Source organism: Psychrobacter sp. NZS113, assembly GCF_015864825.1.
Taxonomy (GTDB): domain Bacteria; phylum Pseudomonadota; class Gammaproteobacteria; order Pseudomonadales; family Moraxellaceae; genus Psychrobacter.
This window is the reverse complement of sequence record NZ_JADYWL010000003.1, coordinates 239,674-258,869: the sequence shown is the minus strand read 5'-3', so window position 1 is coordinate 258,869 and position 19,196 is coordinate 239,674. Positions and strand designations below refer to the sequence as shown.

General features: G+C 44.0%; 16 protein-coding genes and 1 other RNA gene. 15 read left to right on the top strand and 2 right to left on the bottom strand.

Going from position 1 to position 19,196, the window contains the following annotated elements:
- Both I6E61_RS06100 and I6E61_RS06095 read right to left on the bottom strand, forming a co-directional pair.
- Positions 1-774, bottom strand: coding sequence for a response regulator (locus I6E61_RS06100; RefSeq protein ID WP_197131494.1), 774 nt, complete (start codon positions 772-774; stop codon positions 1-3).
- A 612-nt stretch (positions 775-1,386) separates the two neighbouring features.
- Positions 1,387-2,772: a glycerophosphodiester phosphodiesterase family protein gene (locus I6E61_RS06095; protein ID WP_197131491.1), complete on the bottom strand. Its 1,386-nt coding sequence runs from the start codon at positions 2,770-2,772 to the stop codon at positions 1,387-1,389.
- Positions 2,773-2,959: 187 nt separating this feature from the next.
- Here I6E61_RS06095 and I6E61_RS06090 point away from each other — a divergent pair, with 187 nt between their 5' ends.
- From I6E61_RS06090 to I6E61_RS06020, 15 genes are all read left to right on the top strand, one after another.
- The gene (locus I6E61_RS06090; protein WP_197131488.1) at positions 2,960-3,631 is read left to right on the top strand and encodes an alpha/beta hydrolase; all 672 of its coding nucleotides are present in this window, start codon (positions 2,960-2,962) and stop codon (positions 3,629-3,631) included.
- An 85-nt stretch (positions 3,632-3,716) separates the two neighbouring features.
- Positions 3,717-4,075, top strand: a transfer-messenger RNA (tmRNA) gene (gene ssrA / locus I6E61_RS06085).
- 163 nt (positions 4,076-4,238) lie between these two features.
- Complete coding sequence (locus tag I6E61_RS06080) at positions 4,239-5,480, top strand: integrase arm-type DNA-binding domain-containing protein (RefSeq protein WP_197131484.1); 1,242 nt, start codon at positions 4,239-4,241, stop codon at positions 5,478-5,480.
- Positions 5,481-5,606: 126 nt separating this feature from the next.
- Entirely contained in the window at positions 5,607-7,373 is a 1,767-nt protein-coding gene (locus I6E61_RS06075) for a hypothetical protein (protein WP_197131482.1), read from the top strand.
- Between the two features lie 144 nt (positions 7,374-7,517).
- The gene (locus tag I6E61_RS06070) at positions 7,518-11,354 is read left to right on the top strand and encodes a tape measure protein (RefSeq protein ID WP_197131479.1); all 3,837 of its coding nucleotides are present in this window, start codon (positions 7,518-7,520) and stop codon (positions 11,352-11,354) included.
- A 441-nt stretch (positions 11,355-11,795) separates the two neighbouring features.
- Positions 11,796-12,080: an AlpA family transcriptional regulator gene (locus I6E61_RS06065; RefSeq protein WP_197131462.1), complete on the top strand. Its 285-nt coding sequence runs from the start codon at positions 11,796-11,798 to the stop codon at positions 12,078-12,080.
- 2 nt (positions 12,081-12,082) lie between these two features.
- Positions 12,083-12,316 (top strand): helix-turn-helix domain-containing protein, encoded by a 234-nt coding sequence (locus I6E61_RS06060; RefSeq protein WP_197131447.1) that lies wholly within the window; start codon positions 12,083-12,085, stop codon positions 12,314-12,316.
- Complete coding sequence (locus I6E61_RS06055) at positions 12,309-12,908, top strand: hypothetical protein (RefSeq protein WP_197131445.1); 600 nt, start codon at positions 12,309-12,311, stop codon at positions 12,906-12,908. The genes I6E61_RS06060 and I6E61_RS06055 overlap by 8 nt, the downstream gene beginning before the upstream one ends.
- The gene (locus I6E61_RS06050; RefSeq protein ID WP_197131443.1) at positions 12,901-13,560 is read left to right on the top strand and encodes a hypothetical protein; all 660 of its coding nucleotides are present in this window, start codon (positions 12,901-12,903) and stop codon (positions 13,558-13,560) included. The genes I6E61_RS06055 and I6E61_RS06050 overlap by 8 nt, the downstream gene beginning before the upstream one ends.
- Entirely contained in the window at positions 13,553-14,164 is a 612-nt protein-coding gene (locus I6E61_RS06045) for a hypothetical protein (RefSeq protein WP_197131441.1), read from the top strand. The genes I6E61_RS06050 and I6E61_RS06045 overlap by 8 nt, the downstream gene beginning before the upstream one ends.
- 377 nt (positions 14,165-14,541) lie before the next feature.
- Complete coding sequence (locus I6E61_RS06040) at positions 14,542-15,471, top strand: YdaU family protein (RefSeq protein WP_197131439.1); 930 nt, start codon at positions 14,542-14,544, stop codon at positions 15,469-15,471.
- Positions 15,458-16,306, top strand: coding sequence for an ATP-binding protein (locus I6E61_RS06035; protein WP_197131436.1), 849 nt, complete (start codon positions 15,458-15,460; stop codon positions 16,304-16,306). Before I6E61_RS06040 ends, I6E61_RS06035 begins: the two co-directional genes overlap by 14 nt.
- Entirely contained in the window at positions 16,303-17,670 is a 1,368-nt protein-coding gene (locus tag I6E61_RS06030) for a replicative DNA helicase (RefSeq protein WP_197131433.1), read from the top strand. Before I6E61_RS06035 ends, I6E61_RS06030 begins: the two co-directional genes overlap by 4 nt.
- A 4-nt stretch (positions 17,671-17,674) precedes the next feature.
- A complete protein-coding gene (locus I6E61_RS06025) occupies positions 17,675-18,022 on the top strand; it encodes a hypothetical protein (RefSeq protein WP_197131431.1) in 348 nt (115 codons plus the stop codon).
- Between the two features lie 848 nt (positions 18,023-18,870).
- The gene (locus I6E61_RS06020; RefSeq protein ID WP_197131428.1) at positions 18,871-19,185 is read left to right on the top strand and encodes a hypothetical protein; all 315 of its coding nucleotides are present in this window, start codon (positions 18,871-18,873) and stop codon (positions 19,183-19,185) included.
- Positions 19,186-19,196: the final 11 nt, after the last annotated feature.

Genomic DNA, 19,196 nt, shown 5'->3' with positions numbered 1-19,196 from the left:
CTAAGCGGGACATAACGCATAACCCAATCCACGGTGCGTATGGATGACATCGATGCTAGCGTCTACCGTAGCCAGCTGCTTACGAATCGATTTGATATGGCTGTCTATCGTTCTTGCCAAGCGATGATCTGGATAGTCACTGACCGCATTTAACAGTTGCTCACGACTGAAGACTTGATTGGGTGCTTGTAATAAGGTCAATAAGATTTTGCGCTCGGTATTGCTCAGCTCTAGCTTTTGCTCTTGCCACATCAATGAGTAATTGAGTGGTTGGTAATGCCAGATGCCAGACTGACATTCAAATGTTAATGCTTGCCCAGACATATTATTAGACGGGTTTTCACTATCTACTGAGGTGGTAGGAGCGGGAGACTGTTGAGACAATAATTGCTCGCGTCGCCAAATGGCTTTTAGGCGAGCGACCAACTCTCGCGGGCTAAAGGGTTTGGCACAGTAATCATCGCCGCCCATCTCCAAGCCCAAAATACGATCGACCTCATCACTGCGTGCGGTCAAAAACACGATAGGAATGTCTTTTAAGGCATCAATATCAGGTGTATGGCGTATTTGTTGACACAAGCTAAGACCATCGCCATCTGGTAAGCCAACATCCAAAATAATAGCTGATAGATCGCTTGCTGCTTTACTATGTAGCATCGGCAGTACGCTACTGGCATTGTCTAGCCATGTAATTTGCCAGCCTTCACGCTTGCAAGTGACCTTGAGCGACATCGCGATGGCGGGGTCATCTTCTACCAGTAAAATATGAGTCATGACGGTATACTTATTTTAGAGAAATGTGTAAAAAATGGCTGCTTGACGTGATGGTTAATAGATAACAATCGCATAGATACTGTCAGTGTCCACTTTGCTAAATACAGTTTGTATTTGAAGGTATGGAAAGACTCCAAAGTTGTTGGGATTATCCTAGCATAAAAGTCCCAGGGCATTTTGTGAATGCTCGTCAAAAGCGATGAAAAATTGATGGAAAAAATGAGAGATGAACTGTTTTTATGTTTCGCGGTGCTGATATGACAGTCGTTGATTAACTGAATGAGTCAAAGCAGACGTTGAACCAATCTATGAACTAATCTTTGTATCAATACTTCAGCATACAAAAAAGCCAACCAAGTTGCGACTCAGTTGGCCTTTTGATTATTAGCAGGACTTGTTTATAAATGTATTATAGGGTGTGTCCTCATTTCAAAAATGGAGGTAAAAATGAGATAAATTGCCGTCAAACGAGAAAATAGTGTAGATAATATCGAGATATTAACCAGCTATTTGACGCTATTTGACGCTATTTGACGCTGTTTGGCAAAATTCAGCCATTTTTAGCCCAGTTAGAGGACTATCGCTTGAATTGAGGACATACCCTAATACCGCCTAGCTCAAACCTTTGCAATTTGCGTAGTACGTAACGGTTGCGGGCCAGTCTGAAAAAATGCCTTTGACCCCAACATCCTGAGCCAGTACATCGATATAAGTCATCATATCACCATCATTATTAATGGCTTTACCTAAGTCAGTATAATACCAGTCGCCACCTGCTGCTAACGGCCCTGAACGCTCAATTGACCAAGTAATAATATCTAAATTAAGTGCTTTGGCTTGTTTGGCATAAGCGGAAGGTATCATTTTACCTGTTGCGTCAGTGGTTACCAGTATCCAAGGTGGTGGGGCAATGGTTTTAATGCCACGTGCTTTTATGTTGGCTAGTGAGTGCTTCCACGTGCTAGGATCATTTTTATCAAATGTTTTGCCGTCTGCGGTCTCATTACTATCATCAATCAAGTAGATAGCATTGGCACCAAAATCAGGCTCGTTTTTAATCCAGTAATCTACATCTTCGATATTAAACGACTGTGCAAACACGTCACTGGCAGCCACGCCTGCATTTTTATAAGTGTCAATCAGCTGCTGACGATAAGCATCTATGCTATAGCCGTTAAATGGCATCGTGACTGCTGGTGCTTTTAGCTCTGGCGTGTGTTTCATACCGAGGCTTTGAGCAAGCTTAATATGTTCTTTTAATATGAGCACTTGACCATTTTGTGAATATAAATCAGTTCGCCATGCAGCCGTTGCATTCATATAATCATTGAGATTGGTAGCTGTTTTATCTGCGGCATCCATTTTGCCTGTGAGGGTCTTGAACTCATTCGCGCTAATGTCTGAAGTTCGGCATTCAATACTATCGGCATTGGTCAGTAGGCCGTTGGCGTCTATCATTGGCGGTATGGTGCACTGTTTGGATAGCGGGGTCGCAAGAATATTAGTAGTGGTATGTAGATCATCTTGTGCATGGCGGCAGACCAGCTCTCCGTCATTGGTAAAAGCCACATCGCATTCTAAGATACCTGCGCCCATTTGCGCTGAGGCAACATAGCTATCATAAGTATGTTCAGGCAATTGCAGCGGTGCACCGCGATGGGCGATAGAAAAGTTCGTTTGGCTAGGTGTTTGCGCACTACAAGCCATTAGCTCATCTTTTAATGGTCCTGCATCCATGTCATTGACCAAATAGAAGGGCCGCACACCATAGGTATAAGCTTGAGGCTTGGCAGGCAAGTTATTTGACAACTGTTTGAGTGATGGCTTAATGGTCTGGTTGGATGTTTGAGTCAATGTGGTACTGCGTATATCATCTGCGGCCATTGACAGGGTGCAAGTGGTCCCTAGTGCTATGGCTATACTGACTGTCTTAACGGTTTTAAATGGCGTTTTTTTTAGTTGATTGAGCCTAGCCACTGAATTATCTAATATTGTCATGTAAACTGTCCCTACAAAAAGTGAAAATAATAAGTACAACATTGCGGTCATTGATTCATCCTTTAAGTTACCCGATAATCTTTAAAAGATGATGACAGGCAAGCAATTGTTACAAAAATATTTCACTCCCAATTTTTAAAACTAAACTATCAAAACTAAGCTATCAAAACTACATTAAGGATCAGTCATGACTGACTATTTAGACACTGTTATCGTTGAGCATAACCCTAGCCAAAAAACCATCAACCGTGCTGTCATTTGGCTTCATGGCTTAGGTGCCAGTGGTCACGATTTTGAGCCTGTGGTACCGCAGCTAGGCTTGGCTGATGATATGGCTGTACGATTTATTTTCCCACATGCACCAAAGCGTGCAGTGACGGTGAATGGCGGTATGGTCATGCCAGCATGGTACGATATTTTAGAGATGAGTCTAGAACGTAAAATCGATGTCGCACAAATTGAAGAGTCTGCCCAACAAATCAATGATTTGATCAGCCGTGAGGTTGAGCGCGGTGTCTCGCCTGAGCATATCGTCATTGCAGGGTTTTCGCAGGGCGGGGCAGTGGCTTATCACGTAGCGCTTGGTTATCCAGAGCGTTTGGCAGGATTGATGACACTCTCGACCTATTTGGCGACGAACGATAACATCGACTATAGTGCTGCTAACAAAGACATGCCTATTTTAATCGAACATGGTAGTCATGATCCGGTAGTTCCTGTTGTTTTGGGTGAGCAAGCACAGCAATTATTGTCTGATAAAGGCTATAACGTGGCATATCATACTTATCCAATGGCACATCAAGTATGTATGCCGCAGATTCAAGCGATTGGTACATGGTTGAACGCAGTACTTGCTTAGACAGTTGAGCTGTAACGTAATGTAATACAGGCCTTATAAAGGTTGAAACCTACCCACAACCTACTATATAATAGTCGACCTTATTGGGGATGTTCTGGCTTCGACGCTGGTAATGAAACTCAATGATGCATGTCGAGAGTATATGTCCTCTCGTTAATCCAACATATATTGTTATAGTCGCAAACGACGAAAATTACGCTCTAGCAGCTTAAACCCTGCTTACTAAGTTGCTGATCACCTACAGTTGGTCAACTAAGTTGAAGCGTCCGCATGTAGGCTCGCCACAAGGGATTGTCTCAATCGCTTGGGTTCAAAAGTAGAGAATCGGCTAATCCATCCTGACTGTCGGATCGGTGCAGACTAAAATTAAAGACAGAAACTAAACATGTAGATTCATGAGCGTAATGCTGGCGGACGCGGGTTCAACTCCCGCCATCTCCACCAAACAACGATACAGGGCTGACCGTCATAGACGGTTAGCCCTTTATTTTGGGCGTTTTTCAGGTATTAAGTTCTATCCCGTCCTATGGCGTTCCATATAGAATGTTGGTATTATTGTTGGTATTGAGCAATACCAACATGGACAATACCAACAAAGGATAGACCCATGCCCCTAACCCATACCGCTATCAATAAGCTACAGCCTAGTAGTATTTCCATTGATACTAAGCGACCTGACAAACACAGTGACGGTAACGGGCTGCAATTATGGGTTCGTTATACAGGTGTTAAGTCATGGATCAGTGCTTACCGCTGGCAAGGTAAGCAGCAAACTCTCACTATTGGCACCTATCCAGTAATGAGCCTTCAAAATGCACGCCAGCGCAATATTGAGATTAAACGTTTAATAGCTGATGGTGTGAATCCGAAAGACCACAAGAAAGAGCAGCAAGCCAGCCAAGACGGTAAAAAGATATTTGATACAGTCGCACAAGATTGGTATGCCGAACGTAAAACCTACCTAGCAGAAAGTACCTTCTCCCGTAATTACTCCGCATACATGCGTGATATTAAGCCTTCTATTGGCCAAAAGAATATAGATGACATAACCGCACCTGATGTCTTAGCTATTGGTAAGGCAGTAGAGGCACGTGGCGCTGGCGAAATGGCGAAGCGTACTATTAGGGAGGTGGGTCAAATATTCAAACACGCTATACGTAACGGACTTGCAATTCATAATCCCGCTACCGACCTTGCAGAAGCTATCAAACCTCGTAAAACTGTGCACCACAGCCGTGTAACCTCTCAACAGCTACCTAAGCTACTTCAGGACATTAACGCCTATGAGGGTGATTTACTGGTCAAGTTGGGCTTATGGTTCATGTGCTATACGTTTGTACGTACCAGTGAGCTCCGCTTTATGGAGTGGTCAGAGATTGACTATAAACACGGTCTATGGCGAATACCTGCTGAGAAGATGAAAGCTAATCGTTTGCATATTGTGCCATTGGCGCCACAAGCAATGGCTATATTGGAGCAGATCAAAGAGTTAGGATTTTCGAATCAATACGTTTTCTTTAATACCTCAACACGTAAGCCTTACAGTCAAAATGCGTTCATTACTGCCTTATGGAGAATGGGCTATAAAGGTCGCATGACTGGTCATGGCTTCCGTGGTCTTGCCAGCACTACATTACATGAAAAAGAATTTATGCACGAAGCGATAGAGCTGCAGCTGGCACATGATAGGGAAAATAAAATCAGCGCAGCCTACAACGGTGCTCAGCACCTACCATACAGAATAGACATGATGCACCAATGGGCAAACTTCATTGATGATGCTTATGCAGGCAAGTTAGATAACGTCATTCATGCCAGCTTCAAACAACAAACACAAAAGCATGGCTAACATCATGCTTTAACTACTATGCAAGGCTAGGACTAATTACCCGAACGCCAGCCGTTTTACACACCCTCAGGCTGGCACTGCCTTGCACCTTCTTCTATTTTTAAGGGTGTGTGTGAGGGTGTAAGTATGCGTTTAAAGGATCTAGTTTCGAAGCTAACAAAGAGTCACATTGTCTTTCCTGACCTTCTATATGGTTTATCTAGTGCTAATAACGAGCCACTTTATGACGTTATTGAGTACCTAGTCAGCACAGGTTTTGACACTCTAAATATATTTTCACTAGGTTCGAGATGTGAGATGTTGCCTAATAAAGATTCCCGAGAGACTATTTATTTTTTCTTAGAGAGTGTTAGGTCTGCAATACCACAAGATAATCTTGATTGGGTTCTTACGGACAAAGATAGCCTTGATGCGCTAACCACCGAGGCAGAGCAGAATTTAATGAGGTTGTTTAGCACAGGATCTCTTATACACTTTAAGGTATCAGAGCTTTTAAGTTTTGCACCTTTAGATGGTTATTTGGGATTTTTGGAGCCTGATGCAGCAAGCGAGGAAGCCACAAGTCCACAAGGAAACAACAGTCTTGCCAGCTATGTTGCGGAGTACACCTTACCCCAAGTGGCTGCCTTGATTCTTCATATCGATTTGGCTGACATAACCACCACTGCAAACAATAGCTATATTCACAATAAAAACGATTATGACGAAAGTGTTTGCGGTAAATTTGAAACCTTACTGCAGTATTTTTCAGCAGAAGCGCTTAATAACAAGATTGAAGAAATGGACTTGCATACTCGGACAGTAACCACATACGGTGGTGACACTAAGACTCATGTTGATCTTGAAAATACTAGTATTAGCGCTCACGAACTTGGCGACTACCTAGGTAGCATAGGGCATGAACTAGGCGACCTGATAGGTACGCAGGGTTCAAGTCATACTCAACTCCCCCCGTATTATAGCCTCCCGTTTTTTGATAACCCTCAACAACAAGACTCTGAGCAGGTTTTAATCCTACAGCAGCAAGTTGCAGACCTGCAAAAAGAACTTATAGCTGTAGAAAGCATGCAAAACAGCTCAGTTATTGAAAATACAACGTCTCCTATAGAGCTAGGAAAGTATCGGAAATTACTAATTGGCTATCCGTTATTGACAGCCCACCATATCGCTTGTCTGATTTCAAACCATAACCCAGTAGGGGAGAATTATCATACTGATGACGATTATAAGCTATATAAGGAAATGGTAGACACCGCAATAGATGCTCGTTTGCTAACAGTCTTCAATGATAAAGGACAAATCCCATCTGGAGAGGTTAAGTGCTGGCTAGCACGCTCTAATTTTATCTACGAAGGTTTTAATGATGATCTAGTTGAATATCTTGATGACGAGGATGATCCACTAGATAGGATTAGAGATGAGATAATGGGAGTTGTGTCCGTTGTCTTTGACGAGAATAAAGAAAAAGATAAAGAGATTGAGCAGCTTGCAGAGGACTATGAAGAGCTGAGGTTGGAGTATGAAATACTATCTAAACAACCAAGAGGAACTGAAAAACCAAGTCAGAAAAGTAACGTTAGAGTAAATCAATCTAATCAGAAAGCTTACTTAGTGACCATAGGATTATTATTAGAATTATTAACTAGCAAGCCAAGAGGTTATATTAAAGAGAATGGGGTTGATGTAGATAAAAAGCCCCCTTTTTCAAGCCAGAACGACATTATCAATGAGATAGTGAATTACTCGATATGGGGGCAGGCAAAAACCAAAGTCGCACAACGCCTTAAAGAAGGAAAGGATGGCTTGCAAGAAAATATAAACGAAATAGAAACAGAATTAAAAGAGTGCTTTGAAACTGCTGGTAAGGTATTTAAAGACGCAAAAAAAGCGTAATTAGATAGCAAATCAAGCATGCTATTTTAAAATAAAATTAGCATCCCAACTGGTATAAACCTGCATATCAGCTGGGATGCTGGCCCCTAGTGCTTACAACATAATGATAACTCTAATTAACAGTACAGCTCAGGAGTTATCAAAATGGCAGGTGATTTAGATTTCAGCGTACAGTTGCGATTACTTAACGAGAATTTCAATGCTGGTGTTAACCAGGCGCGTGATCGATTCAGTCAGTTCACAGAGTCAGTAGAACGCAATCTGGCGCAACTGGCAACCGACACAGACCGCGCGCAAGGTTTATTAACTGGCCTTGGCAACGTGAGTGCAGACAGGCTCACAAGTGAGATAAAAACAGCGGCAGACCAATTAAGACAGATGGGTGCTGGCGCGAACCTTACCCGTGAACAAATTGATACTGCTATGCAAAGCGCAGCACAGCATGTCGCACGTCTTGAAACCAATCTACAAGAAGCACGCCTTGAAGCCACACGCCTAGCTCAGACAGGCGCAAGCCCAAGAGACTTGGAAACAGCGGCACAGAGCGTTAACCGCTTAGAAGCTGAGCTTAACCAAGCACGATCAGCCAGTACATCGCTATCCAATGAGTTAGCAGGTGCGATGAATCGTGCCAGCACCAGTGCAGACAATGCACGTAACGCGCTATATCGAATGGCAAACATCCGAGTACCTGAAACGATACGTGGTGAGATTGAGCAAATCAACCGTACACTGGTTAACTTTCAGCAGAACAGCGGAAGGCCAGCAGCAGAGATTGAAAGGGCTACACGAGCAGCTGAGGAGCAAATCAGACGGCTTGAGCGCGAGCTCAATGGTGTTGATGACACAATAAGAAGGACAGACACAAGTGCAAACAACTTTAGCAGCAACGTTGGTAAGCTTAGAGCTGCTATGGGGGGATTGGCAGGACTACTGGCTGCTGCTGGTATCGGTATCGGTGCCGCTGAAATCATCGAGATGTCAGATGCTTTTGTCACATTGGAAGCAAAGGTAAAACTTGCTACAGGTGAAGGGGCAGCTTTTGTCACAGGCTTTCAAGGTGTAACCGATATTGCAAAGGAAACCTTTACTAGTATTGAAAACACAGGGGAGCTCTTTTCACGTATCACCCAAGCATCTGAGTCACTGGGCTTGGCACAAAGCGAGATACTGTCGGTCACTAAGACCATCAACGAGGCAATCAAGTTATCAGGTGGTAGTGCTGCCAGTGCTGATGCTGCAATCATTCAGCTTGTGCAGGGCTTACAATCAGGCGTAGTGCGTGGTGAAGAATTCAACTCAATCATGGAGCAAGCGCCGCGATTAGCTACAGCAATGGCTGACGGTCTAGGCGTGACCAAAGGCGAACTGCGAGCAATGGCGGCCGCAGGCAAGTTAACAAGTGAAGTCGTCATTGAAGCTGTTAGATCACAAACTAAAACCATCAATGATGAGTTTGCGACACTGCCAACGACTTTTGCAAACTCCGTTCAGAATATGAAAACGACTGTGTTTGAACTCGTTGGTAGCTTAAACGAAACAGTCAACCAATCAGGACGGTTGGCGCAGGGCATACAGTACATTAGTGACGCTATTGATAATATCGACCCCGCGACAATGGCCGCTATCGGACAGTCATTTGACTTTGTATTAGATCAGACCTCTGCTTTATTCACTCTCGTTAAAGACATTTACGGCGCGTTTAGTGACTTAACCTCTATCATCAGTGGCACGGTAGCAGCTGGTAATGATGTAGGCTTAATCACAAAGCTTATGCAGCAGTTTGCAGTAACTACAGGCGTAGTTATTGACGGCATACGTGGGCTATCAATCGCAGCTGACAGTGTTTTTGGCACAATCAGCGGTATTATTGGTAGCGTGTTGATCGGTATTGCTAAGCTCAACGGTGAAACCTCGACAATGGGCGAAGCATTAATTGCCAAGCAGGAAGAGCTATACGCACGCTCAGAACAAAAGATGATGGACTTTCAATCCAAGTCTGCTGCTGCATGGGCTGAAATGAATAAGACAGCTCAAGATAGACTTGATGAGACAGTGGTCCAGGTCGTTAAAAACTACGATGAAATGGTTGCTAAAGGTAGCTATGCCGCTGAAGCGATGGAAGAGCAATATATCAAAGTAGCTGAAGCCAAGATTGCCGCTAACGATATGATTATCACTGATGATATGCGGCTTGAGTTAGCAGGGCAAGATCTGCAAGCATCAATCAGCGAGACAGGTGAGTTAATTATTAAGTCATCAAAAGGCGTGCAAGCTGCCTATCTTGGTGTTGGGCAAAGCTTTGCTGAAGTGGCAATCAAAGCGGAGGAGTCTGGCACATCAATGCGTGAGTCGTTGACCGATGCGGTACCAAAAGCGCAGACTATCGGTGCTGTTGATGACATCATATCTTCTCTTAGTGCGTTAAGCTCACAAGGTAAAATATCGGGTGAGGATTTGGCTTATGGTATCAATTTAGCCAATGAGCGTTACAAAGAGATTGAGGCGAACTTTGCGAGATATGCGGCCAAGAGTATTGCTGACAATGACGGTATTATCACCTCCGAGCTTGAGAAGGCAGCAGCATTGCAAGGCTTGGCGGTACAAGCAACCGAGACAGGCGGCATATTGGTCACACAGGCTGATAAGTCTACTTTAGCAAGCGATCGCACCAAAGAGCAGATTGACGAGCTGGCAGGTGCGGTCGGTATCGGTTTATCTAAAGAGTTTGTAAAGTCTAGCGCCAGTCTTAACGAGCTTGTCAGTGGCTTTGACGACCTAGAAAAGGCAGGTTATGACGCAGGCGGGGCACTCGTTGACTCGCTTATTGCAATGTCAGATAAAGCTAGCAATACGGTTGAAATTGAAGCATTGATTGTTAAATGGAATGAACTCTACAAAGAAGGGAAAATCACTGGTCAGGAGCTTGCTGATGGCTTAGAGGGCATAGAAAGAAGGGCCAATATACTTAAAGATGGTATCAATGGTGTGACTGAGGCATATGGCTTCTTAGGATTAAAAACCCGTGAGGAGCTCGCTAAAGATGCAGGTGCTTACACCGATGCTTATAACATTGTCAAAAAAGACGGACAAGCGACAGCTCAGCAGTTAGAAGAGGTGTTTGAGAAAACAGCAAAAGCCAATATTGCAGCCAACAAAGGTGTTATCGATTCAGTTACGGCGAAAATGGCCGCTGAGCGTGGTGTTACTGTTGCCATTGATGAACAAGGGCGCATCACGTTTGAAAAGGCAGGGCAAGCAGTTACGGCAAATGATCGTATTAGAACGTCAGTAGATAGAGTGGCCACATCACATAGAAGTCTAGCCAGCAGCGCAGGAGCTGCGGGAACGGAAATGGTTAAGGCTGCAAGCAGAACCTTTACCGCTTATGAACAGTTACAGGAGAAAATTAAAGGCGTTAAAGAGGCAATGGCACTTGAAAGTGGTGATGAAACGCTTAGAAACTTGCGGATTTATGGCACTGAAGATATACCAACGCAAGGCAACCAGTTCGGCAGTAAGACGGCTGTTGAGAACTTTCTGAAGTCAGCAGGTCTTAGTGACGATCAGGCAATGGAGGAGGTTAGAAAGCTGTACAACAAGCAAGGAATTCGCAGTGGCGCTCTAAACTTTGGCGAGCTGCAAGGTTATACGGACGGAGAGAAGTTAACCACCGCCGAGCTAACTAAGTTCAAGTCGGCATCCTCTTACCTCTTAGAGCTTGCTGAGAATATACGTTACAGTCAGACCAATAGCAGTTCTAGCAAGATACCCGAATCAGCCTTACAAGCACAGAGTAGCTTGAACAACAAAAACTATGATACGAGCGCAACTGCTGTTAGTGGCCCAATCAAAACAATAGCAGTGCAATTGCAATCGGCGACTGGCACCGTTGATGCAACAATACCGGCAACGCAAGAATCAATGTTTAATATGTTCTTGAAACAGCTAGGTGAAAGCAAGGCAATATCAGGACAGTAATACATTCAACATGCCAGCATAAGAAATGACAAAGAGGTGAGCTTAATAGCTCGCCTTTTTTATTGTCAAAAAAACCATACCAAAATAAAACTGGCATACCAGTTGGGATGCCAGTTCATACCAGTTGGGATGCTGGTAAACCTCCCAGTAGCTAATATTGATAACACTTAATAACGCCAATCAACGGCATTAAACAGGAGATATCAAAATGCTGAATATATCAAACAATCCTCAAAACCCATCGCAATTACACCCACAAGGGCAGACGCGCATTAAGACAGCGGCATCCTTAATAGGTGTTCATCATCAGACACTCCGCCGATGGTGGAAGGTCGAAAAGTTCCCAAGACCGATTGATATCAACGGAATTTTATTATTTAGAAATGCTGACTTATTATCATGGATTGAACGTCAACACTCAGCTAGCAAGGGAGTTTAGTCATGACTACTACAGACATTCCGGTTATTCCTTTCACTGCTAATAACAAGGGCAGCACCAAACTGAAGGCGCAAGAAAACCATTTTAAACATTTACCACCACAAGGCATGAGCCGCGCAAGCCAGCTTTTGCCATTTGTGCCTTTTAGTAAAACTACACTTTTCGAATGGTCAAAAGATGGACGTTTCCCAGCACCAGTGAGACTATCTCCCACCATGACTGCGTGGCGTAATAATGAAGTTATTGCATGGTTGGAAGGACAATCAGCAGAAGTAGAGGGAGCATAACAATGACTACTCCACGGCAAACAGTAACAGCGACCCAGACAGCCACTATCAAAGCGCACCTTATGACTGGCGCGCCCATATCAAAGTGGGATTCTTACGAGCGCTATCAAATCACATGCCTTGCTCAGCGCGTCCATGAATTACGGAGAGCTGGCGTAAAAATACAAGGTAAGTCTGTCACTAAAAATGGTAAGCGCTTTGAGCTTTATTGGATTGAGGAGAAGGACCGTGTCTAAAGTTAATAAGAATAAGAATAAGAATGAAGAACGCAACCAATACGGTCAGGTCAATACACCTAACGATGTTCGCGGAACTGGCAGCGATGAAGCCGATCAAGATATCAGTATTCTTGCCAGCATAAACGAGGTGACGAAAGGCCACCAGGCTAACCATGCTGCTTTAGCTGCCGTTAATGCTGACGATGGCGTATGGCTACCAAACGACTATATTGACAACCTATTAAACGCCCTCACCACGAATGCTAAGGCTATTAATCTACTGGCGCAGCTTGCCGACATGGAAGGCACCGCAGAAGCTGATCAGATTAATGATTATTCAATGGAAGTGTTAGATATTGCTATGAGCGTTACGCTGGCTACTAACAATGCCAAGCCACACCCTGATAGAGCGGACATTAGCGGCACATGGCTTGCTCATGACTATATTAAGCAGATAAAGCAATCGATTGATGGTAATGCTAATGGTTTGGGAACAATGGCCATATTAGCGCGGCTTACTACTGCTGGCATGAACGAAGGCGTCAGTGAGGCATCAATGCGACTGGCTGAGATAAGCGCAAGCATAGGGGAGTTAATCACCAATGACTAATTACATTAAAATTGATATAAAACCTAACCATGGCTCAAATTATAGCTATAAACACTCAAATTTGAGTGTTTATGATATGAATTTGAGTTTTATAAGTAGTATTTCGAGCCCAATTAATCAGATGAAAGACTTTGCTTCAGCAAGCATAACTTTAGGGTTCTTATTTTCTGATGTAACACCGGTTATTACCCATTTTTTGACCAATTGTTTGAAAGTGATTGCACCATTTTCGCAAATGTTTGCATTTGCTAGTCATGGATTAAATGCCAATAGTTTTAGTATTAACAGCTTTACAACAGATTATAAAAAGCGTTATTATGGAGTCCTCTCAAAAAACGTTAGCGGACAAGCCAGCCGTTATTTATTGGCTTTTTTTGTGCCTGATAATAGCCCAGCCTCTCAAGCTGTCACTATACGATCAAGCACCATCCTAAGAGCGCACTTAAGCGACTCAAGGGAGTACTCCCTCATATCTAAGGTGAACACTTCACCGACCGACTATGACGGGTTGACGCTGCAAAATAAAATAGCCGAAAGGCGAATATGCAGGGCGGTTACTAACGTTACCGAGAGTAAGACCCGTCACCCTATATCTTTATTGTATAGCGTGGCATTCACTCAAAAAACGTTAGGAGCTATCCATCATGGGTAATTCAATTCGCACGACCTCAAATACCCAAGCCACTATCAACAGCACACCAGCCCTATTCAAGGCAGGTGACAGCGTTCTATGCCCGTCATTGAGTAATAGCCCTTTTGTGCTAACGAATGATCCACATGGCAAGCGTAATAATTTGACGCTAGAATTTGAAGGTAGTTATTTTTACTATGATGGCAACGGTTACTTTATTAGAGCCAGCGACCATGAAACAGGCGATTTTCAACCAAGCCTATACCACAACACCCCTGCTAATCAGCAAGCAATAAACACCTTGTATGGTAGTTCCCCCAGTACCCAAATCAAACAACGCACAGTAATAGACATAACCGAAGCAGACGACAACGAAGTTATCATCATGTCGTCGCATGAGTTATCAGATATTGCTTGTGACATTGAAAGTGCAGCTATTGTCATAAATGACATCGGCAAGCTATTAGCACTCATTCACTATGAAAAAATAGAAACTTCCACCGCTATATCGATGGCACGCTTAACGCATGATGCCACTGTAACGTGGTGCGAGCTATTAAACAGCCAGTTAGGTTCAATCAAAGAAACTCTAGCAATGACTCGTTACGGCAAGGAGGGTAAATAATGAAAACTTACCCACCGAAGCAAAGCCGTAAGCACGCCAAGCGCAAGAACCACTACCAAAAGTATCACTCTGCGCGCCAACCTTCCAGCCAATGCCGCAAGAAAATAAGCAAGCATGGAGGGAGCCATGACTACCACATTGCGTAAAAAGTACAGCCACAAAAAAGCCCGAGCGATTAGCTCAGGCTTCTTGGAACTGATAAATACTTTCGTGCTTACTCCACGGCAAGGAATAGCAGATAAGCGAACATCATTCAGATCAGTGGTTAAACGTCACGAGAATGATAATAGCACAACTGTCTGCGATATTGAATCCTTCTGGGCTCATAAATCTATGTCAGCATGGTGTATGCAGTGCAGACCTATTGGAGGTGTGCCATGCACTACTACCCACACCATATAGCAGATTTCAATAATGCTACACGGCACTTGGGACGCTTAGAGCGGTCTATCTATCGTGATTGTATTGAAATGTACTACGACACAGAAAGCCCTTTAGATGGAACGGACTTGGAACGTCTCCAGAGACGCTTACTTTGTCACAGCGACGCGGAAAAAGTCGCACTTGATTTTATCCTTAATGAATTCTTTGAGGAAGAAGGTGGTATTTATATGAATGGCCGCTGCGATAGGGAGATTGCCACCTATAAAGCTAGGGATAAAGAGGCAGCCAAGAAGCAAGATGCAGCCAATGAGCGTAAGCGCCGATATAGAGATGATAGGCGTGATATGTTTGCAGGGCTACGTGCTGTAGGCGTTGTACCTGATTTTAATATAAAGATGGATGATTTGCGGGCCCTTTATTCTGAACATTGTCAGGTAGGTGAAAGCTCCCCAAAAGATGACGCAAATGGAACGTCTCGGGAACGTCTCGCGGACGCAAGTGGCACGACTAAAATAGAACCAATAACCAAGAACCAAGAACCATTAACTAATACTAATGGCGATGATGAAAAAGCCCTTAACATTCCTTTTGATGTTTTCTGGAAGACTTACGCTAAGTCAGCAGCTAAAGAGAAGTGCGAGGCCAAGTGGAAATCTCTTAGCAACAAGGTACGTGAGCAGATCATGCAGCACTTGCCAGCATACGTTGCTTCAACACCAACTAAGAAGTTTCGCAAAGACCCTTATACCTATCTGAACGACAAAGGCTGGCTAGACGACATCATTGTTGACGAATCAAGCAGCAATCAGCAGTCAAAGCCGTCTTATAGCAGTATGAATGTAAATGCCAAGTATGAAGATCCAGATTATGACCCTTTGGATGGACTATCGAGCAGAGCAGGAGCACTTCATGAAAATCATTAAAGAGTTATCGCGGATTGAGTTAGGAACGACGGTTATGCGTGAGATATTGGCTGACTGTGACATACATGGCCAGACAGCTCATAGAGATATAGCAGGTAAAGTTAACTGCTGCCAGTGTAACGAAGATAAGCGTGTACGTGACAACGAGGAGCGCCTTAAAACAGACCGTGGCATCATGAGAGCGTTAATGCTAGCTAAAATGAAAAGCAAAGGCGTGAGCGCGAATATGGGGCGATTCAGCGAATGGCGGTATGACTCAGTAAAGGGTGATGACCAGCGTGCCAAGATTGCCCAGCTGCAGCAATATAGTAAGACTATCGACGGTCGCTCGCGCAACATCGTTATTCTTGGGCCTACTGGCACGGGCAAGACGATGTTGGCCAATGCAATAGCGGTCAATCATTACTTGGTCAAAGAGCAGGCGCTACCGAGCGAGTTTAAGAGCTATAACCAACAAGATTTTTATGATCACACTTGTGAGTTGATAACGTCTTTTGATATTGGCGCACAGGCAAGAGGTCATTGGGGTAATTACCAGGTGAGTGAATATAATTACCTTCAGGAGCTTGCTGCAAATGAATTGTTGATTATTGACGACTTGGGAGCGGGCGACGGTCACGAAAAAGACCGCGCGCGCATTGCTCAGATAATCGCCTTACGCTACAACCGAGCGCCGACAGTCATAACCACCAATATGGACATTAAGGGCCTACGTGAGTTCTTAGGCGATAGAGCATGGGATAGATTGCAGCAAAACCTATTGGTGATGCATTGCGACTGGGGTAGCTATAGAACTCAAACGTCAGACATTCAAATTGCAGGAGCTGCCCAATGATTAGCGATCAAAAGAGATTTATCCAAGTTGAGCAGTGCGTACTTAATCAATTGCTTGGTAGAGACGGCGCATTTGATATGGTCAGCGACGTTATTATTGCTCAGGATTTTGACGCACTAAGGCATCAAATCATCTATCAAGCAGTCAGTGATTTGGCGATGAATGGCAAGCCTTACGATCAGGTCATGGTGACGGACCTACTTGAAGAGCGTAACCAACTCAATGAAGGTTGCTGCCCATCGGATTACTTTGCCCAAATGAGTTTGGTGCCGAGTATTACGTTCAGTAGCTTGCGCCACCATGCCCAGTTGGTCAAGAGCCGTTCAATTCGTAGGCAGTCTATTGCTCAGATGATGTACGGCATACAGAAGCTTGAAGAGGGCGATAATCAGACTATTGAGGTTAATAACGAGGTTATGAGTGCTATTGCCAACCTTGAAGTGGGTGATACTGATAACAGCTGCTCTCGAGTAGGTGACTTGATGGGCGGAATGATTGAACGTATCGCAGCTGCTAGGGATGGTGTTAACAATTTCATCTCTACCGGCTTTCCAGAGCTTGATAACCTGATGATGATTGCTGCTGGTAACTTAGTCGTGGTCGCCGCTCGCCCTTCAATGGGTAAGACTGCCTTAGTCATGAACTGGCTTGCACATATCGCCAAGTACCGAGAAGGTGAAGCGGTATTCTTTAGCGTAGAGATGCCACAGGAGCAGGTCATGGACAGACTTGCCAGCGCTGAAGCTAAAGTTGAGCTTACTTCTATCAGGAAAGGTCAGCTAAGTGTGGATGAGTGGGCACGAATGCAGCGCTTTGTCTCAGACCAAGAGAGCATGCCTTTAACCATCGTAGATGAAAAAGACATTAGCATTGCGAAGATACGCACCCACTTGAACCGTATCAAGCGTGAGGCTGGCGGTAAGCTATCTGCGATTGGTATTGATTACCTGCAGATAATGGGCGGGCTTGATGGCCAGTACAAGATTGATAATATCGGCAAAGTCACTCGCACACTAAAAGCATTGGGGCATGAGTTTGGTTGCCCCGTGTTTTTACTGTCACAGTTGAGCCGTGATGTTGAGAAGCGCCCAAATAAGCGCCCTATAATGTCTGATCTACGCGATTCAGGCACGATTGAGCAAGACGCTGACCTTATTACTTTCATTTACCGCAATGACTACTACGAGCAAAAAGAGAAAGGCGGCAGCGCCAAACTTGATGGTTCGGCAGAGGTTATCTTGGCCAAAAGCAGAAATGGACCAACTGGAACCGTAAGATTGGGCTTTGAGGGGCAATATGCACGCTTTGCTAATTACATGCCAATGATGAATGATTTGGATGATATACCAGAGTATGGAGGTTAGTGGTATGGGTGTTATCAAGTTTCAAAAGAAAGAATACGAAGTTGTTACCTCATGTGAGCACAACATCATAAGTATCGACAGGTCTAACAAGTCAATAACCTGTAGAGATTGCAAGGAGGTGCTAGACCCTTTTAATGCAATTATGGATTATTCAGACGCATTGGATGATTATAAAAAGCGGTTAGATAAATATGCGGATGAAGCAGAGAAGCGAGTGGCTAGAAATAATATAGTTGCTCGCAGATTGGAAAGTCGCAAACGAACCAAGTGCCACCATTGTAACAAGATAACTGAAATCAACATCAAAGAGCCAACGCTTTTTGATGTTCATGCAGAGATGCAGGGCAGATAGCGCCGTGATTAATCGTACAGTCGACCAAACTCAATGGCTAAAAATGCGTGATGATGCTAAGGCTGGCAAGCCCAATACGGCAATCAGGTTTAACAATTCAGCATTAACGGTAGATGGCCAGTTGGGATTTGGAAGGAGGGACGCTTGATGGGCTAAGCGATCTAAATTTAGGAACCGTTCAAGAGGGAGTTAGGACAATATAAGTTCTAACCCTCAAAGAGTGTTTAAATTGAGACACGCCACGCTATGCCATATCGCCAATTTAAGCCCGAATAGCTCTTGTAAGGCATACATAGCATAATTAAAAAATACATACCTTAGAACGTCACACAGAGCGTTAAGTTTTAGCAGGAGCAACTATAGACAGAGTATAGACAAATCAATGAGGCGCAATAGCGTGCAGGCAGACGCAAACCTTTATAACTAATGATTGCAGCTACTTGCAACCAGTTGTAGCTACTCGATGCTATCAATAATTTATGACTGAGTTAAGGTGGATTTTTAGGCGGCTTACGTAAGCCATTGGAATGAGTTCGATAGTGAGCAGGATTATAAAGACTTTGCCGATAAACCTTCTTTATCACCACCAAAACCGCAGCACAACCCAAATATATGAAGCATAAGGGTCATGAGCATGTCATATCAAAAACCTACTATAGCGAACTACAAATTACTGATCAGAAACTTACGATCGCAAAAGCATGAAAAGGTTGTTTTTAGAATAGCCGATGATAGCTACCAAGCTAAAAGAATCTGCAAATCAACTTACGTTTCAGGATTGGAGTCGGGTGCAGATTCGTTACCGGTAACGCGTAAAAAACACAAAATGATGTGAAGAGGATGGAATTATGATTAATCAGGACAGACAAGATGACGTACAAGCCAGCAGCCAAAATTTTGACGCCATTATGGCCAAAGTTGGTATTGGAAGCACACCCACTGCCGATATGCCGTTGTTCGATGAAAAGATGGATGCTTATTGCGCTGAGCTCCTGCAGAAGATTACCGGCTGGCAAGAACAGAATAATGAAGATCGACTTCTCTACGCCGATGCCACCAAGACTTATGGGTATGCTATGCGTGAAGCGCTGATAAAGGTGGCTGAGATAAAGCTCTACAATGCTTTGCACGTAGGTGACAGTATCAACGAAGATATGGCATAGAGCTACGTTCA

Coding starts and splice junctions, on each gene's coding strand:
- I6E61_RS06100 (WP_197131494.1), bottom strand. CDS start 774: ATGACTCATATTTTACTGGTAGAAGATGACCCCGCCATCGCGATGTCG.
- I6E61_RS06095 (WP_197131491.1), bottom strand. CDS start 2,772: ATGACAATATTAGATAATTCAGTGGCTAGGCTCAATCAACTAAAAAAA.
- I6E61_RS06090 (WP_197131488.1), top strand. CDS start 2,960: ATGACTGACTATTTAGACACTGTTATCGTTGAGCATAACCCTAGCCAA.
- I6E61_RS06080 (WP_197131484.1), top strand. CDS start 4,239: ATGCCCCTAACCCATACCGCTATCAATAAGCTACAGCCTAGTAGTATT.
- I6E61_RS06075 (WP_197131482.1), top strand. CDS start 5,607: ATGCGTTTAAAGGATCTAGTTTCGAAGCTAACAAAGAGTCACATTGTC.
- I6E61_RS06070 (WP_197131479.1), top strand. CDS start 7,518: ATGGCAGGTGATTTAGATTTCAGCGTACAGTTGCGATTACTTAACGAG.
- I6E61_RS06065 (WP_197131462.1), top strand. CDS start 11,796: ATGACTACTACAGACATTCCGGTTATTCCTTTCACTGCTAATAACAAG.
- I6E61_RS06060 (WP_197131447.1), top strand. CDS start 12,083: ATGACTACTCCACGGCAAACAGTAACAGCGACCCAGACAGCCACTATC.
- I6E61_RS06050 (WP_197131443.1), top strand. CDS start 12,901: ATGACTAATTACATTAAAATTGATATAAAACCTAACCATGGCTCAAAT.
- I6E61_RS06045 (WP_197131441.1), top strand. CDS start 13,553: ATGGGTAATTCAATTCGCACGACCTCAAATACCCAAGCCACTATCAAC.
- I6E61_RS06040 (WP_197131439.1), top strand. CDS start 14,542: ATGCACTACTACCCACACCATATAGCAGATTTCAATAATGCTACACGG.
- I6E61_RS06035 (WP_197131436.1), top strand. CDS start 15,458: ATGAAAATCATTAAAGAGTTATCGCGGATTGAGTTAGGAACGACGGTT.
- I6E61_RS06030 (WP_197131433.1), top strand. CDS start 16,303: ATGATTAGCGATCAAAAGAGATTTATCCAAGTTGAGCAGTGCGTACTT.
- I6E61_RS06025 (WP_197131431.1), top strand. CDS start 17,675: ATGGGTGTTATCAAGTTTCAAAAGAAAGAATACGAAGTTGTTACCTCA.
- I6E61_RS06020 (WP_197131428.1), top strand. CDS start 18,871: ATGATTAATCAGGACAGACAAGATGACGTACAAGCCAGCAGCCAAAAT.